The organism is Stenotrophomonas maltophilia (genome assembly GCF_006974125.1).
Taxonomy (GTDB): Bacteria; Pseudomonadota; Gammaproteobacteria; order Xanthomonadales; family Xanthomonadaceae; genus Stenotrophomonas; species Stenotrophomonas maltophilia_O.
Genome location: NZ_CP037858.1, coordinates 3,080,980 through 3,098,674, shown reverse-complemented (window position 1 = coordinate 3,098,674; position 17,695 = coordinate 3,080,980). Strand labels below are relative to the sequence as shown.

The window sequence follows — 17,695 nt, the reverse complement described above, 5'->3', positions numbered from 1 at the left end:
CTTTCATCCAGCAGCTGCCACTGTAGATCCACGCCATGCGTGGATAGGGGCTTCAACGCCCCGGCGTACCGAAATGCCCCAGCGGCGCACCGGCCAGCAGGTGCATGTGGATATGGAACACGGTCTGCCCGGCATCCTCGCGGCAGTTCATCACGATGCGGTAGCCGTCCTGTGCGAAGCCCTCGCGGCGCGCGTACTCGGCGGCAGCCAGCGCCAGCTTCCCGATCAGGTGCGCCTGCGACGGCTGCAGGTCATCCAGGGTCGGAATGATCTCGTTCTTCGGAATGAACAGCACGTGCACCGGCGCCTGCGGTGCGATGTCCTTGAAGCCCAGCACCTCGTCATCCTCGTAGACGATGGTGGCCGGGATCTCGCGACGGATGATCTTGCTGAAGAGGGTTTCGTTGCTCATGGTCGGCCTCGGCGGGGATGTCTCCCGCATTGTAGGCCGCTCACGCCCGGCCATGCCGGCCGTTGCTCAATCGCGGAATTCGCTGCGCGTCCCGAACGCATGCGACAGCGTGCCACGATCGACGTACTCCAGTTCGCCGCCCAGCGGCAGGCCCTGCGCCAGGCGGCTGGGCCGCACCTTGCCTGCGCGCGCCAGCTGCGCCAGGTAATGCGCGGTGGCCTCGCCCTCGACAGTGGCGCTGGTGGCGATGATCAACTCCTGCACCTCGCCTTCGGCCAGCCGTCGCCCCAACTGCTCCAGGCCCAGCTCGCGCGGGCCGATGCCATCCAGCGGCGACAGCCGCCCCTGCAGCACGAAGTAGACACCGCGGAAGCCGGTGGCGTTCTCGATGGCCAGGCGGTCGGCGGGCGATTCGACCACGCACAGCTGGCTGCGCTCGCGGCTGCTGTTGGCGCAGGTCGGGCACAACTCGGATTCGCTGAAATCGCGACACTGCGCGCAGTGGCCGATGCGCTCCACCGCCAATGCCAGTGTCTCGGCCAGACGCTGGCCACCTTCGCGCTCGCGCTCGAGCAGGTGGTAGGCCATGCGCTGCGCCGTCTTCTGGCCGACGCCAGGCAGCACCCGCAACGCGTCGATCAATTGTTCAAGCAGGGGTGCGGACACGGCGGCATGCTTTCATGGCGTCGAGCAGGCTCGACGGCTACAGGTTCTGTGGCACCCGCTTGCACGGGTGCCACGCCGAAAATCAGAACGGCAGCTTCATGCCCGGCGGCAGCTGCATGCCGGCGGTGGCCGAACCCATCTTCGACTTCGACTCGGCATCGATCTTGTTCGAGGCGTCATTGAAAGCGGCGGCGATCAGGTCTTCCAGCATCTCCGGGTCGCTGGCCAGCGACGGGTCGATGCGCACCTTGCGGCATTCCTTGGCGCCGGTCAGGGTCACGCTGACCATGCCGCCACCGGCGCTGCCGGTCACTTCGATCTTGGCGATCTCTTCCTGGGCCTTCTGCAGGTTTTCCTGCATCTTCTGGGCCTGCTGCATCAGTTGGGCGATGTTTCCGCGCATGGTGTCTTACTCGTCAAAAGAACGGATGGAATCGGAAACAACCCGGGCGCCGTGCTGTTGGATCAGCACCTGCACTTCCGGGTCATCCATGAAAACGGCCTCTGCTTCCTGCTGCCGCTCGCCACGCTGGCGGTCGGCGCGCTGGTGCAGGGTCTCGGCCGGAACGTGTTCGGTTTCCACGGTCTCGACCACGATCTTCGGCGCCTGGCCAAGGGCCTTCTCCAGCATCTCGCCCAGGGCGGCCAGCGCGCGCTCCGAGCGCAGATACTCAAATCCGGGCGAAAGGCCCAGTTTCAAGGTCCCGTGCTGGCAACTGATGAAGGCAGCGTTGGCCGCCAGCTGCCGCGACGGGCCGCTCAGGCCGCTGTTGGCGACCAGATCCAGCCAGTCCTCGGCCGTGGCCAGCTCGCTGACACCTTCCTGCGGCGCGGTATCACGCGCCGGGATCGGCGCGGCCGGCGCGATGGCGATGCCTTCAGTGCGGAACGGGCGCTCGGGCGGCGCAGGCTCGCTGGGAGCCGCGACGGAAGCCGGCGACTCATGCCAGGGCGCCACCATGGCGGCGTCCGGCCCAGCCATCTCGGCCGCCAGTGCCTCGTCACGCGCCTCGGCTTCATCGGTCGCCCACGGCGGCAGGTCGTCGCTCGCTTCTGCTTCAGCGGCCGGCGGCGGCGTCTCTGCTTCGGCCTTTACCGGCGGCGGCGACACGGGCTCTTCCACCGGAACCGGCTCGGGTTCCGGCGTTGGGTCAGGTTCGGGCTGCGGGACCGGCTCAGGCTCGGGGTCAGGTTCCCGCGGCGCAGCCACCTGCGTCGCCGGGGCCGGGCCCGCCGGAGCGGCGGCAGCGGCCGGCGTCGCTTCGTGGGTACCCGCGCCGCTGCCTCCACCGGCAACGTTGCCGCCTGCGGCGCCTTCAACCGACTTCGGCACCGGCGGTACCGCAGCAGCCGGACGGAACGCCAGCATGCGCAGCACGGCCATTTCAAAGCCCGCACGCGGGCTCGGTGCCAGTGGCAGATCGCGACGGCCATTCAAGGCCATCTGGTACCAGAGCTGCACCACTTCCGGGCGCAGGCGCTCGGCAAACGCGGTGGCATCCAGGCCTTCGGCAACGGCCGCACCCGGTACCAGCTGCTGCACCTGGATGCGGTGCAGACCTTCGGCCAGCGCCTCCAGCACACCACTCCAGTCCGGTGAGAACTCGGCCAGGGCAGCCACCACCTGCAGCAGGCGCGGGCCATCGCCCTCGGCCAGCGCATCGAGCATCGCCGCCACCTGGGTGCGGTCGACGGTGCCCAGCATCGTGCGCACCACGTCCTCGCGCAGTGCACCACCAGCGTAGGCGATCGCCTGGTCCAGCAGCGACAGGCCGTCACGCAGGCTGCCATCGGCGGCCTTGGCCAGCTGCACGATGGCGCTGCCGTCAGCCTCGATCTCTTCTGCTGCCAGGATGCGGGTCATCTGGCCCTGGATCTGATCCTCATCCAGTCGCTTGAGGTTGAACTGCAGGCAGCGGCTGAGCACGGTGACCGGCAGCTTCTGCGGGTCGGTGGTGGCCAGCAGGAACTTCACGTGCTCCGGCGGCTCTTCCAGCGTCTTCAGCAGCGCGTTGAACGCCGCCTTGGACAGCATGTGCACTTCGTCGATCAGGTAGACCTTGTACTTGCCACGCGAGGGCATGTACTGCGCGTTCTCGATCACCTCGCGCACGTCGTCCACGCCGGTGTTGGACGCGGCGTCGATTTCCAGCAGATCGATGTAGCGGCCGGCGTCGATGTCCAGGCAGGCCGCGCACTGGCCGCACGGGTCGGCGCTGGTGCCCTGCTCGCAGTTGAGCGACTTGGCGAAGATGCGCGCAATGGTGGTCTTGCCCACGCCGCGGGTACCGGTGAACAGGAACGCATGGTGGACCCGGCCGCTGTCCAGCGCGTTGCTGAGCGCACGGACCACGTGTTCCTGGCCCACCAGCTCGGCAAAACGCTTCGGACGCCACTTGCGGGCAAGGACGAGATAGGACATCAGGCCACCGTTTTCCATCGGATGTTCCATTGTGCCATGCCTGTCCAGCCCCCTCGCCCCCGGCACGCCCTTCGCAGGTTCCTGGCCGGGGTGCTTGTGAAGTGTCGCGCAGCCCGCTAGAATCTGCGCCCCTGCTGAGGCGTTTGCCGATGGCAGGGATCCGGAGAGGTGTCCGAGTGGTTGAAGGAGCACGCCTGGAAAGTGTGTAAGCGTCTAAACCGCGCTTCGGGGGTTCGAATCCCCCTCTCTCCGCCAGATAACTGAAAAAGGCTGCCCCTTGGGGCGGCCTTTTTCAGTTATCTGGCTGGGGACGCGAAGTGCGCTGCGCGCGCTTCGCCCCAAACGTTGCTGCGCAACGTTCGGGCCCCTCCCCTTGCCGGCCTCTCCCCGCCCCTGTCGGGGCAGCCCCTCAACAGAGGGGCTTGTTGCTCCAGATCCATCAATGGATTTCCGCCACGCTGGGATACCTGATCGGCTGTACCTCGCAGAAGCCGCTGGCTGGGGACGCGAAGTGCGCTGCGCGCGCTTCGCCCCAAACGTTGCTGCGCAACGTTCGGGCCCCTCCCCTTGCCGGCCTCTCCCCGCCCCTGTCGGGGCAGCCCCTCAACAGAGGGACTTGCTCGCCCAGATGCGCGACATTCGCGGATGCACGACCACCCGATGCGCCGGGATCGGGTGCATCGCCCCCCCCCTCGCCGGCGGTGGGTCAGGCTACGTCCCCAGGTATTCCGCCCACGACCTTGTTCCCAGAAGGCCCTTTGCGCGGATGACCTCCTGGTCTTGGCGCTGGACGTAGACGCTCGTTCCTCCGGGGCCATAGTTGTGCCCCGAAACCGCATGGTCGCTCATCACGAAAGGCGTCTTCAGCGGCCAACAATCCCTGCAGTCGAGAATCACGGGCCAGTGCCTTCCAAAGATCTTGTCGGTCTCGTTGTTCCTATCCAACCGAACGCGCACCAGCTCCATACTGAAAGAAACCTCGCGGCGTCCAACAAGCGAAAGCAGGATGCAATCACCAGGGGAGAGCTTGGCCGGCCTGCCCGTAAGCGCATATGTCTGGTGCGTCACAACTTGAAGGATGGTGTCTTCACTCGTTCTGAGAATGATCATCTCGCCCCCCCCTTTGCCCTCCCGCCAGTGTAAGCGCTGCAATCCCAAATCCTGATCCCAATGCCCGGCGACTCAAGGGGTCAGGCTCGACTCAGCAGCCTCCTTCCCTCTCCGGCCCTGTCAGCGCAGCCGTGCAACAGGCGGGCTTGCTGCCCCAGATACGTCCATTTGATCCAGGCCATGCGTGGATGCGCTCGGTGACTTCCCACAACCGATGTGGCCCCCGACAAAACTGAACGAAACCTGAAAATTCGCTATCGTAGGCGCCTTCATCCGACGCCTGGCCCATTGCCCATGAGCTCGACCGACAGCGCGCACGCCGCCTGCGAGAACTGCGACACCGTCCTGCATGGCCACTACTGCCATCGCTGCGGGCAATCAGCGCACAACCCGCTCAAGCATGTGGGCCACGCCATCGAGGAAGTGTTCGAATCCTTCTGGCACCTGGACGGGCGCATCTTCCGCACGCTGCGCGATCTCTGGGTTCCCGGCCGCATCGCACTGAACTACCTCAAGGGGCGTCGCGTGGGATACGTACAGCCCCTGCGGCTGTTCGTCATCCTTACCCTGTTTACGTTCTTCATCGGCAAGCTGTTCGTGCATGTCGACGACATCCACATGGGCGGCAGCAGCGGTTCGGCGTACACCAGGGCCACAACCGTCGAGCAGGTCGAAGCCGCGCGCGTGGAACAGCTCGCGACGATCGATCGCCAGCAGGCCAACTCACCCGCCACCGGCAACCCCGGCTTCGCCATGGCCAGGGCTGCAGTGAATGCCGCAGCCGCGCAGCGCAAAGCCGAGCTCACCGGTGCCGGCAAGGAGGCCGCCACGACGGAGCACGGCACCTTCTTCAACCACACCGTCAACGGCAAGCCCTGGGATGCGGACACCAATCCCATCGTGGTTGCCGGCTGGCCGACGTTCGCCAACAACTGGCTCAACAAGCGCCTGCACAACGGCAACACCAACATCCAGCGCATGGGCGGCAAGACCGATCTGTACATGCAGGCGATCCTGACTGCGTTGCCCGGTGCCCTGTTCTTCCTGATGCCGGTGTTCGCGCTGGTGCTGCGCATCGCCTACATCCCGCGGCCGATGGGCTATCTGGAACACCTGGTGGTGGCGCTGTACAGCCACTGCTGGCTGATGATGGTGCTGTTGGCAACCTTCCTCCTCGCGGGCGTCAGCAGCGCGCTCGCATCCCCCGCATTCGGCGCCGTCAGCCAATGGCTGTATGCACTGCTGTGGCTGGCGGTCCCGGTCTACCTGCTGTGGATGCAGCAGCGCGTCTACGGCGGCAACAAGGTGCTGACCGTGCTGCGCTACCTGGCCATCGGCGGCGTCTACCTGTTTCTGGTCAGCTTCGTGGTGATGTATGCGGTGCTGGCGGGAATCTCTGCCTGAGCGAAGCACGCACGGCATCCGGCCCATGAATCCACGCATGGCGTGGATCTACTGACGATCGTCTATCGTGGACCCATGACACTCCGCCTCTACCGCCCCACCGATGCCAGCGCCTGCTTGTCGATCTTCGACAGCAACGTACCCACCTACTTCGCACCCGAAGAGCGCAGCGATTTCGAACGCTTCCTGCATGAGCAGGCCACGGACTGCGCGTTCCAGGTCATCGAGCGCGATGGCAGCATCATTGCCTGCGGCGGGCTCTCGCGCCGCGGCGATGGCAGTGCCGGCTTCTGCTGGGGCATGGTCGAGCGCGCGCTGCACCGGCAGGGAATCGGCCGTGAACTGGCGGTGGCACGACTGCAGCAGGCCGAACGTGATGCCTCGATTGCACGCATCACGCTCAGCACCAGCCAGCACACCCGGGGCTTCTACGCTGGCCTGGGCTTCCAGGTGACACGGGTGGTGCCGGATGGCCACGGCCCCGGCATCGACGCCGTGGAGATGGAGCGGAGGATGTAACCCTCCGCCCCGACCCGGATCCACGCAGCGCGCGGATCCATTGCGGCCCTGCTCCACTCAGAAGCCCACGCGCAGGTTGATCTGCCCGCCGACATCGCGGCGACCATCGCCGTGCTGGCCCTGCACGAACATCGACAGCTGGCTGTTGCGGCCGAGCCCAACTGCCACGCCGACCTGGCTGACCAGCGCGTTACGCGCCATCACCGTGCTGTAGACATCGAACGCGTTGCCACCCACGGCGAAGCGGTTGCGGCTGGCCACATCGGTATCACCCGACGCGTGCTGCCAGCCCAGGCCAACCGTCAGCTGCGCCGGGAAGCGCTCGCCGCTGCCCACGTCCCAGCGTCCACGCACGCCCACGGTGCTGACATTGAGCGTGTCCTTGCCGCCTTCCAGCTCCAGTGCAGCAGTGCCGCCCTGCTCCACTGCGCGATCGCTGTCGACCCAGTGCTTGGTGAACTGCACATACGGCTGCAGTTGGGTCTTGCCATGGGTCCAGGTCCAGCTGCCCTCCACCTGCGCGATGGTCACATCCGAGTCCTGGCGGCTGTACAGGGTCTGGCCCAGCAGCGGCACCTCACGCGTGGTACGCGTGCGGTAGTCACCGCGCGATACGCTGCCACCGACCGCGAAGCCGTTGTTCCACTGGCCCTGCGCATACAGGCCGAACGTATTGCCGCGCAGGCGGGCCCGCGAGCTGCGATCGTACAGGCGCGTATCCAGCCGCTCGTTGCCTGCGGCCGCACCCAGCACCACGTGCTCGCCCAGCTGCCAGTCCACGCCCGCCATCAGCGCATTGCGGTTGGAGCGGATGTCATCGCCGTTGCCGTCACCGTCCTGGCGGAACACCTTGCCACTACCGGCCAGCCAGGCCGAGGCACGCTCACCACGCACGGTCGGCAACTCACTGCCCAGGCGCTGGCGGATGCCCTCCTCCAGGTAGTTGTCGTACAGCAGCACCGCACGGCTGGCCGCATGTACTTCACCGGACAGCTGGTCGAACGCCGCGCGCGCGGTACCCGCGTCATACATCAGCAGCGTGTTGTACAGGCCCAGTGCCGAACCACTCTGCGGCAGGCTGTCCAGCGCTGCAGCGGTGTTGTACTGGTTGCGCGTCTTCGCCGCCGTGGTGAATGCCGCGGTCTGCGCCACATCGATCTGCAGGTTGGCCGTGTTCGCGGTATAGACCGGGGTGATGGTCAGGAAGGCCGACGGCGTGGTTGCCGAGGCGAACTGCCCGCTGACGCCACCACCCGCGTTGATCACGGTGTACTGCTGGCCCTGCTGGTAGCTGGTGCTCGGCGAAATGGTGTTCACCTGCACGATGCTGCCACCTACGCTGGCACTTCCCCCCACCTGCACCGTGTCGCTGCCTGTAGCACCCAGATCGATGCCCAGCGTGCTGCCCGGCGACAGGGTCAGGTTGCCCCCCACCGTGATCGTGCCGGTGCCATTGCCCGGGCCATTGCCCGGCGACAGCACGCCCCCGGTGGATACCGTCACGCCACCGCCAGTGCCACCGATGGTGCCGGTGCCGGACAGCGTGGTGCCGCTACCGATGGTCCACTGGCCGCCGATGTTGCCGGTGACATTCAGGCCGCCGCCGGTGACCTGGCCGGTACCGCTGAAGCCACCGCTGTTGCCGCCCAGGTTCAGGCCTCCCGGACCGGCCTGCACGATGCTGCCGCCACCGCTGATGGTGCCGCCCAGCGTGGTGGTGCCGCCGGTGTTGATGACCAGGCCACCGTTGTTGGTGATGTTGCCGGTGACCGAACCGCTGGCCCCGCCGTTGCCGACCTGCACCGTGCCACCCGCATTGATGGTGGTGCCGCCGGTGTAGGTGTTGTTGCCGGTCAGGGTGACCGTTCCGGTGCCGGCCTGGGTCAGGCCACCGCTGCCGCTGATGGTGCCACCGACGGTGGTGTTGCCACCTACGTTGAACACCAGGCTGCCATTGTTGCTGACGTTGCCGGCAATCGATCCGCTCGCGCCGCCGTTGCCAACCTGCAGCGTGCCGCCGGTGTTGATGGTGGTGCCGCCGGTATAGGTGTTGTTGCCGCCCAGGATCAACGTGCCGCTGCCGGCCTGGGTCAGGCCACCGCTGCCGCTGATGGCGCCGCCGACGGTGGTGTTGCCACCCACGTTGAACACCAGGCTGCCATTGTTGGTGACGTTGCCGCCGATCGCGCCGGTCGCACCGCCGTTGCCCACCTGCAGCGTGCCGCCTGCGTTGATCGTGGTCGGCCCGGTGTAGGTGTTGTTGGCGGTCACGGTCAGTGTGCCGCTGCCGGCCTGGGTCAGGCCGCCGCTGCCGCTGATGGTGCCCCCCAGCGTGGTGTTGCCCGCCACGTTCGACACCAGCGTGCCGTTGTTGGTGATGTCGCCGACGATCGAGCCGGTCGCACCGCCATTGCCCAGCTGCAGCGTACCGCCGGCGTTGATGGTGGTACCGCCGGTGTAGGTGCTGGTGCCGGTCAGCACCAGCGACCCACTGCCCGCCTGGGTCAGGCCACCCGTACCGCTGATGGTGCCGCCCAGCGCAGTATTGCCGGCCACGTTGGAAATCAACGCACCATTGTTGGTGATGTCGCCGGCGATGGCGCCGGTTGCCCCGCCGTTGCCGACCTGCAGCGTGCCGCCGGCATTGATGGTGGTGCCGCCGGTGTAGCTGTTGTTGCCTACCAGGGTCAGCACGCCGGCGCCGGCCTGGGTCAGGCCACCACTGCCGCTGATCGCACCGCCGACCGTGGTGTTGCCGCCGACGTTGAACACCAGGCTGCCGTTGTTGGCGACATTGCCGGTGATCGCGCCGGTCGCACCGCCATTGCCCACCTGCAGCGTGCCGCCGGTATTGATGGTGGTGCCGCCGGTATAGGTGTTGTTGCCGGTCAGGGTCAGCGTGCCGTTGCCGGCCTGGGTCAGGCCACCAGCGCCGCTGATGGTGCCGCCCAGCGTGGTGTTGCCGGCCACGTTGGACACCAGCGCACCGTTGTTGGTGATGTCACCGACAATCGCACCGGTCGCACCGCCGTTGCCGACCTGCAGCGTGCCACCGGCATTGATGGTGGTACCGCCGGTGTAGGTGTTGTTGCCGGTCAGCACCAGCGTGCCACTGCCGGCCTGGGTCAGGCCGCCGCTGCCGCTGACCACAGCACCCACGGTTGCCGTGGTGCCGAGGTTGTAGACCAGGCTGCCGTTGTTGGTGATGTCACCCAGCACCGAGCCGGTGCTGCCGCCGTTGCCGATCTGCAGCGTGCTGCCGCCATTGATGGTGGTGCCGCCGGTATAGACGTTGTCGCCGCTCAGGGTCAGCGTGCCGGTGCCGCTCTGCACCAGGCCGCCGGTGCCACTGAGCACACCGCCGAAGGTGGTGCTGCCATTGTTGCCGCCGGTGGTCAGGGTTGCACCACCCAGCACCACGCTGGAGCCGGTTACGCCAGCCAGGCCACCGATGCTCTGGCTGCCACCGGCACTGATGTCCAACGTGCCAGCGCCGGCCAGGTTCACCGTGCTGGCACCGGACAGGCTGCCACCGGCCGCCACCGCCAGCGTGCCGCTGTTGATGGTGGTGGCACCGGTATAGGTGCTGGCACCGCCCAGGGTGACCGTCGCTGCGCCATCCTTGAGCAGGCCGCCAGCGCCGCTGATCGGGCCGTTCAAGGTCAGCGTGTTGCCGCCGGCCAGGGTCAGCGTGCCGCTGGCCAGCTGCACGGTGTTGGCCAGGGTCAACGCGCTGGTGCCGTCCAGGCTGGCGTTGCCGCCCACGGTCAGCGTGCCGGTTCCCAGTGCACCGTTGTCGCCCAGCACCAGGCCACCGGCATTGAGTGCCACGCCGCCGCTGAAGGTATTGCTGCCGCTCAGGGTCTGCACGCCAGCGCCGTTCTTCACCAGGCCACCGGTGCCGGTGATGTCACCAGCGAACGTAGTGTTGCCCACGCCATTGAGTGTCAGCGTGCTGCCACCCAGCGCCACGGTGCTGCCGGCCACGCCTGCCAGCGAGCCGATGGCCTGCGGGCCGCCCGCGCTGATGTCAAAGGCGGTACCGGCGTTGGCCAGATTCACCGCACCCGTGGCAGCCAGGCTGCCACCGGCGCCGATCGCCAGCGTGCCAGCGTTGATGGTGGTGCCACCGGTGAAGGTATTGGTGCCGGTCAACGTCTGGGTGCCCGAACCTTCCTTGACCAGGCCACCGGTGCCCGCCACCGAACCACTGAAGGTGCCATTGGTGGCGTCTCCGATCGTCAGCGTGTTGGCGCCCAGATTCACCGTACCGTTGCCGATCAGGGTACCGAACTGCTGCGTGCCGCTGCCCGCCGACAGATCGAACGTCGCACCCGAGGCCAGGTTGACGATGCCACTGGCGTGCAGGCTCGCGCCAGCACCCAGTGCCAACGTACCGGCGTTGATGTTGGTGCCACCGGTATAGGTGTTGGTGCCGTTCAGGGTCAGCGTCGCCGCACCCTCCTTGGTCAGGCTGCCGGTACCACTCAGGTTGCCGTTGAGGGTCAGATTGTTGCTGCCGAGGACGGTCAACGCGTTGTTGAGGATGAAGTTGTTGGCCAGCGTCACCGCGGTGTTCGAATCGAGCGTAGCCGCGCCACCGACCGTCACCGCACCGGTGCCCAGCGCAGCGTTGTTGCCGACCACCAGGCCACCGGCGTTGAGCGCCACGCCACCGCTGAAGGTGCTGGCCCCAGTGAGCGTCTGCACGCCCGCGCCGTTCTTGATCAGCCCACCATTGCCGCTGATCGCACCGTTGAAGGTGCTGTCCACTGTGCCGCCCAGGGTCAGCGTGCTGCCGCCCAGCGCCACCGTGCTGCCGGCCACGCCGGCCAGCGAACCGATGGCCTGGTTGCCCGCCGAGATGTCGAGCGTGCCGGTACCGGCCAGGTTCACCGCGCCGGTTGCGGCGAGGCTGCCACCGGCACCGATCGCCAGCGTGCCGCTGTTGATGGTGGTACCCCCGGTGTAGGTGTTGGCACCGCTCAGGGTTACCGTGGCCGCACCGTCCTTGATCAACCCACCTGTACCCGAGATCACACCGCCCAGCGCCAGCGCCTGGCTGCCGAGCAGATCAAGATTGGCACCCGCTGCCAGGCTGATGTTGTTGGCCAGGCTGGCAGCGGTCGATGCATCCAGTGTTGCGTTGCTTCCGACCGTCAACGCACCGCTGCCGAGCGCAGCGTTGTTGCCGACCACCAGGCCACCGCCGTTGAGTGCAACGCCACCACTGAACAGATTGGCACCGCCCAGCGTGAGGATGCCGGCGCCATTCTTGACCAGGCCACCCGTGCCGGAAATCGCGCCATCGAAGAGGCTGTTGCCAACACCACCGAGTGTCAGCGTCTGTGCCCCCAGGCTCACCGTCGAGCCGGCCACGCCGTTCAACGAGCCGATGGTCTGGTTGGCCCCTGCGGTGGAGATATCGAAGCCGGTGCCTGCTGCACCCAGCGTCACCGCGCCGGTGGCTGCCAGGCTGCCGCCCGGACCAATCGCCAGCGTACCGGCATTGATGAAGGTGCCGCCGGTGTAGGTGTTGGCACCGGTCAGCGTCTCGATGCCCGTACCAACCTTGGTCAGGCCACCCGTGCCTGCGATCGAGCCACTGAAGGTGCCATTGGTGGCGCCGCCCACTTCGATCGAGTTGGCACCAAGGTTCACCGTACCGTTGCCGACCAGGGTGCCGAACACCTGCGTGCCGCTGCCGGCAGACAGATCCAGCGTGGCACCGGTAGCGAGGTTCACCGTGCCGCTCGCCGCCAGGCTGGCGCCGGCCCCCAGCGCCAGCGTGCCGGCGTTGATGTTGGTGCCACCGGTGTAGGTGTTGATGCCGTTCAGGGTCAGCGTTGCGCCGCCATTCTTGGTCAGGCTGCCGGCCCCGGAAAGAACACCGTTGAGTGTCAGCGCGTTGCTGCCGAGCACGGTCAGCCCGGCGTTGAGCGCGATGTTGTTGGCCAGCGTTGCCAGGCCGGTGGTATCCAGCGTGGCGGCACCGCCGACGGTCAAGGTACCCGTGCCCAGCGCCGCGTCATTGCCCAGCACCAGCCCGCCTGCGTTGAGCGTCACGCCGCCGCCAAAGGTGTTGGCGCCGGACAGCGTCTGTACGCCCGCGCCTACCTTGATCAGACCGCCGCCGCCACTGATCACGCCGTCGAACGCGGCGTTGCTGGCCGTACCGAAGGTCAATGAATTTCCGCCCAGCGCCAGCGTGCTGCCGCCCGCACCGTTGAGCGCACCGATGGTCTGGCTGCTGCCGGCACCGGAGATATCGAAGCCAGCGCCCGCGCCCAGCGTGACATCACCCGCTGCGGCGAGACTTCCACCCGTGCCCAGCGCCAGCGTGCCGGCGTTGATGGTGGTACCGCCGGTGTAGGTATTGGCACCGGACAGCGTCAGCGTGGTAGCGCCGTTCTTGACCAGGCTGCCGTTGCCACCGATCACACCCGCCAGCGTCAGCGCGTTGCTGCCAGGCAATGTCAGTGCAACGCCCGAGCCCAGCGTGATTGCATTGCCGAGCGTCACTGCCGCGCCTGCATCCAGCGCGGTACTGGCATTCACCGCCAGCGCGCCGGTACCTAGCGCACCATTCGCACCGACCACCAGGCCGCCACCATTCAAAGTCAGGCCGCCACCGAAGGTATTGGTGTTGTTGAGGGTCAGCAGGCCCGCACCATTCTTGATCAGGCTGCCGTTGCCGGCCACCACGCCACCAAGGGTGACATCGTTGCTGCCGCCCAGCGTCAGCTGCGTACCGGCACCAAAGTTCACCGCATTGGCCAGGTTCAGCGCCACGGTGCTGTCGAGCGTGGTGGTGCCGCCGATACCGAGCGCCCCCGTCCCCAGCGCGCTGGCGTTGCCGAGAATCAGGCCACCCGCATTGAGCGCAAGGCCACCACTGAAGGTGTTTGCACCGGACAGCGTCTGCACGCCCGTGCCGTTCTTGACCAGGCTACCGGTGCCACCGATCACGCCGGCAAAGCTGCCGTCGCTGGCACCGCCGAACGTGAGCGACTGCGCGCCCAGTGCAAGCTGGCTGCCCGCCACGCCGTTCAGCGCACCGATGGTCTGTGCCGCGCCGGCTGCGGAGATGTCCAGTGTCGCTCCCGCACCGGCAAGATTCACCGCACCGGCTGCGGCAAGGCTGCCACCTGCCCCCAACGCCAGTACACCGGCATTGACGGTGGTGCCTCCGGTAAAGAGATTGGCACCGGACAGAGTGAGTTGCGCCAAGCCATCCTTGATCAACCCGCCTGCACCGAATACCGGACCGGTGAGCGTCAGGTCATTGCTGCCCAGCACGGAAAGATTGGCACCGGCAGCGAGGCCGATGTTGTTGCTTACGGTGAGCGCCGATGCTGCATCCAGCGACGCGTTGCCGCCCACGTCCAGCTGGCCGGTACCCAGTGCCTGTGCATTGCCCAGCTGCAGTAGGCCCGCGTTGAGGCCAACACCCCCGCTGAAGGTATTGGGCCCGTTCAACGCCAGTGTCGCCGCACCGTTCTTGACCAGGCTGCCGGTGCCGGCAATGACACCGCCCAGTGCTACATTCTGGCCGCCCAGCAGGTTAAGCACTGCCCCTGCTCCAAGATTGACGCCGTTGGCCAGGCTCAGCGCCACCGAACTGTCCAGCGTGGTGTTGGCGCCCACCGACAATGCACCGGTGCCCAGCGCACCGGCATTGCCCAGCACCAGTCCGCCACCGTTGACGGTCAACCCACCGCCGAAGGTGTTGGCGCCATTGAGAGTCAAGGTGGTGGCACCGTTCTTCACCAGCCTGCCCGCACCGGAGAGCACCCCGCCCAACGTGATGGCCTGCGAGCCCGGCAACGACAGCGCGGCTCCCGCGCCCAGGGACACGTTGTTGGCCAGATTCAGCGCGGCGCCACCATCGAGCGAGACGTTGCCGCCGATGCCCAGCGTCCCCGTACCGAGTGCGCCGCTGTTGCCCAGCAGCAGGGCGCCAGCGTTTGCACTCAAGCCACCCGTGAAGGTGTTGGTGCCGTTCAAGGTCAGTGTCGACGCACCGTTCTTGACCTGGCTGCCAGTGCCGGTGATGTCGCCGCCCAGGGTCAGGTTCTGGCTGCCCGGCAGTGTCAGCGCTGCGCCGAGGTTGATCGCATTGCCCAGGTTCATCGCTGCGGTGGTGTCCAGCGAACCGTTGCCACTGATCGACAGTGCGCCGCTTCCCAGCGCACCGGCGTTGCCCAGCACCAGGCCACCGGCCGCAAGATTCACCCCACCGCTGAAGGTATTGGCGCCGGTCAGCGTCTGGATGCCGATCCCTTGCTTGACCAGGCCGCCGGTACCACCGATCGCGCCCGCGAACGTCTGGTTGGTGGCATCACCAAAGGTGAGCGTGCTGCTGCCCAGCGAAAGCGTGCTGCCAGCCACACCGGACAACGCACCGATGGTCTGGTTGCCGCCGAGTGAGATATCCAGTTCGGCGCCGGCCCCGGCCAGGCTCACCGCCCCGGTTGCCGCCAGGCTGCCGCCACTGGCCAGCGCCACCTTGCCGGCATTCACGTTCAGGCCGCCGGTGAACGCGTTGGCCCCACCCAGCGTCAGCGTGGAGGCGCCGTTCTTGACCAGGCTGCCGGTACCACCGATCACGCCACCCAGCGTCAGCGCGTTGCCCCCCAGCACATTGAGCGAACCACCCAGTCCCAGGTTGATGCCGTTGCCCACGGTCAGTGCCGAGCTGGCATCAAGCGTCACTGCACCACCGACATTCAATGCGCCGGTTCCCAGCGCACCGCCGTTGCCAAGCACCAGTCCACCGGCGGTGAGCGACAGCCCTCCACCAAACGTGTTGGCGTTGTTGAGGGTCAGGGTGGCCGCACCGTTCTTGACCAGGCTGCCGGTACCACCGATGACGCCGTTGAAGGTCAACGCCTGGTTCCCGGACAGATTGAGGATGCTGCCCGCGCCCAGATTGACCGCGTTGGCGAGAGCAAGCGACCCGGTACCATCGAGGGACACGTTGCCGCCGACACTGAGCGCGCCGGTGCCCAGCGCGCCTGCATTGCCCAGCAGCAGGCCGCCGCCGTTGAGCGCGACGCCACCGGTGAAGGTACTGGCACCAGACAGGGTCTGGGTACCCGTACCGACCTTGACCAGCGCGCCACCGACACCGCCGATGACGCCGGAGAAGGTGGTGTTGGTGTTCAGGCCGCCCAACGTGAGGCTGCGCGCGCCGAGGTTGAGCGCACCGGATCCGGCAAGTGAGCCGATGGTCTGGCTGGCCGCAACCGAGAGATCGAGGTTGGTGCCTGCGCTCAGCGAAATCGCACTTGTCGGCGACAGGCTGCCACCGGCGCCCAAGGCCAGCGCACCACCGGTGACCGCGAAGGAGCCCGTGAGCAGGTTGGCACCATTCAAGGTGAGCGTGCCCGGACCGGCCTTGACCAGGTTGCCGGCGCCGGAGATCGATCCGTTGAGGCCAAGACTGTTGTTGCCGAGCAGGTTGAGCGTGCCGCCCCCGCTGACGATCAGGTTGTTGCTCAGGTTGAACGCGGCGGTGGTGTCCAGCGACGCCGTGCCACCCACGGTGAGGGTGCCGGAGCCGAGAGCACCCGCATTGCCCAGCAGCAGGCCACCGGCATTGAGATTGACGCCGCCGGAGAACAGGTTTGCGCCGCCCAGAGTGACGATGCCGGTGTTGTTGACGGTCAGCCCACCAGCGCCTGAAAGGACGCCCCCCAGGCCGAACGCATTGGTTCCGGACAGAGACAGGTTGCCACCGAGGCTGAAAGCGTTGGCCAGGTTCAGGCCGGCCGTGGAAGCGGCGATGGCACCGCCGTTGGCGGTGAACAGCCCTGTGCCGAAGGAACCGGCATCATTGAAATTGACCAGGCCGTCATTGAGCGTCGTCGCCCCGGCTCCCGTCCATCCGCCCTGCAGATTCCAGGTACCACTGTTGACGGTCAGCTTCCGGAAGTTGAGGTACTGGTTCCAACCCAGCGTTGTCACCGCTCCACCGGTGCCGGATCCCGTACCGGAAGCGCTGTTCTGCAGCACCAGTGTGTTGTTGGTGGCACCGCTGCCGGTACCGGCATCGACCGATCCCGCAGCCGCAACCTTCACCCCGGTGACACCGGTAATCACGCCGGCAATGGCGGTGCCGCCGCCGGCCACAACGCTGGAACCCGACACTGCGGTGAAGGTATTTCCGCCGGTTGAATCACCCAGGTGAACGCTGCCGCTGACCGCCCCCGCATTGAGGAACGCATTTCCGCCGGAAGCACCCAGGCCGACGCGCCCGTCGATGGTGCCTGTGTTGGTCACATTGGCTGCCGCGCCGCCATAGGTCACCACCGTGGTCGCGTCGGAAACGCTACCTACGCCGATCAACGACGTACTGATCAGGCCGGCATTGTTGATGGTGGTGGTGCCATTGACATTCTGTGCCACCAGTGCCTGGCCACCGAAACCCAGCAGCGTTGCGATGTTGACGACACCCTTGATCTGTCCGCCGGAATTGTTGTTGACGAGGATCGCGCTGTTGTTGGCCAGACCATTGCCGACCACCAGGCCGGGCGACGCGAGGATGATCGAGCTAGGATCGATCGTGCCGCTGTTGTTGACTGTCACGTTGTCGCCGGTCAGCGTTGCTGCGTTGCCGCCACCTACGATCGGTGGCGTACGCAGCAACGCACCCGAGGCGATGTTCAGCGTGAGGCCGTTGGTCGCGTTGGAGTAGTTGTTGATGTTGGTGGTGCCGTCGCAGTCGACGGTGGTGGTGCCTGTGCACGCTGCGAATGCCGAACCGCTGGCCAGCGTGGCCGCCAGTGCGACCGCCAGCTGGTGCGCCCGCAATCGCGGCACCCGTGCCGTGCAGACCGCGCTTCCGCCGGGATTCTGGGCGACCTCCGATGCAACCTGCATTACGCCGAGGGCGCGATTGAAAACCAGACGGTAAATGCGGTTCATCGGTAAATCTCCATGAAAAGACCAGATGGCACTGCAGGCAAGTTTTTTTGAAGACAATGCGGCCCACCCCGGCTCCCGGCAGGGGAACAAGGCCTGGCTTCATTAACTTCTGAAAATCTTCACATCTTCACGCGGCCGCACCTGGAACAGGCAGGCCAACGTGTCCATCAAGGCGAAAACTCCCCGGTTTCGCATGACGAATGGCGGCACTGTGCGACCGATGGCGCCAGCGG

General features: G+C 66.7%; 7 protein-coding genes and 1 tRNA gene. 3 read left to right on the top strand and 5 right to left on the bottom strand.

Translation table 11 applies throughout. The features are described from left to right. Positions 1 to 52: 52 nt before the first annotated feature. From EZ304_RS14085 to dnaX, 4 genes are all read right to left on the bottom strand, one after another. A complete protein-coding gene (locus tag EZ304_RS14085; RefSeq protein ID WP_014646179.1) occupies positions 53 to 412 on the bottom strand; it encodes a histidine triad nucleotide-binding protein in 360 nt (119 codons plus the stop codon). Positions 413 to 478: 66 nt separating this feature from the next. Beyond that, positions 479 to 1,078 (bottom strand): recombination mediator RecR, encoded by a 600-nt coding sequence (gene recR, locus EZ304_RS14080; RefSeq protein WP_142807355.1) that lies wholly within the window; start codon positions 1,076 to 1,078, stop codon positions 479 to 481. Positions 1,079 to 1,160: 82 nt separating this feature from the next. Continuing rightward, positions 1,161 to 1,481 carry a YbaB/EbfC family nucleoid-associated protein gene (locus tag EZ304_RS14075; protein WP_004154630.1) on the bottom strand — a complete coding sequence of 107 codons (321 nt, stop codon included), beginning with the start codon at positions 1,479 to 1,481 and terminating at the stop codon, positions 1,161 to 1,163. 6 nt (positions 1,482 to 1,487) lie between these two features. Further along, complete coding sequence (gene dnaX, locus EZ304_RS14070; RefSeq protein WP_142807354.1) at positions 1,488 to 3,518, bottom strand: DNA polymerase III subunit gamma/tau; 2,031 nt, start codon at positions 3,516 to 3,518, stop codon at positions 1,488 to 1,490. Between the two features lie 144 nt (positions 3,519 to 3,662). Between dnaX and EZ304_RS14065 the strand changes: the two genes are divergently transcribed. From EZ304_RS14065 to EZ304_RS14055, 3 genes are all read left to right on the top strand, one after another. Further along, positions 3,663 to 3,755 (top strand) — tRNA-Ser (locus EZ304_RS14065). Between the two features lie 1,149 nt (positions 3,756 to 4,904). Then, positions 4,905 to 6,014 carry a DUF3667 domain-containing protein gene (locus EZ304_RS14060; protein ID WP_142807353.1) on the top strand — a complete coding sequence of 370 codons (1,110 nt, stop codon included), beginning with the start codon at positions 4,905 to 4,907 and terminating at the stop codon, positions 6,012 to 6,014. A gap of 75 nt (positions 6,015 to 6,089) precedes the next feature. Continuing rightward, a complete protein-coding gene (locus tag EZ304_RS14055; RefSeq protein WP_142807352.1) occupies positions 6,090 to 6,533 on the top strand; it encodes a GNAT family N-acetyltransferase in 444 nt (147 codons plus the stop codon). A 57-nt stretch (positions 6,534 to 6,590) separates the two neighbouring features. Here EZ304_RS14055 and EZ304_RS14050 read toward each other — a convergent pair whose 3' ends face one another. Next, positions 6,591 to 17,462 (bottom strand): autotransporter-associated beta strand repeat-containing protein, encoded by a 10,872-nt coding sequence (locus EZ304_RS14050; protein ID WP_142807351.1) that lies wholly within the window; start codon positions 17,460 to 17,462, stop codon positions 6,591 to 6,593. Positions 17,463 to 17,695 lie beyond the last annotated feature (233 nt).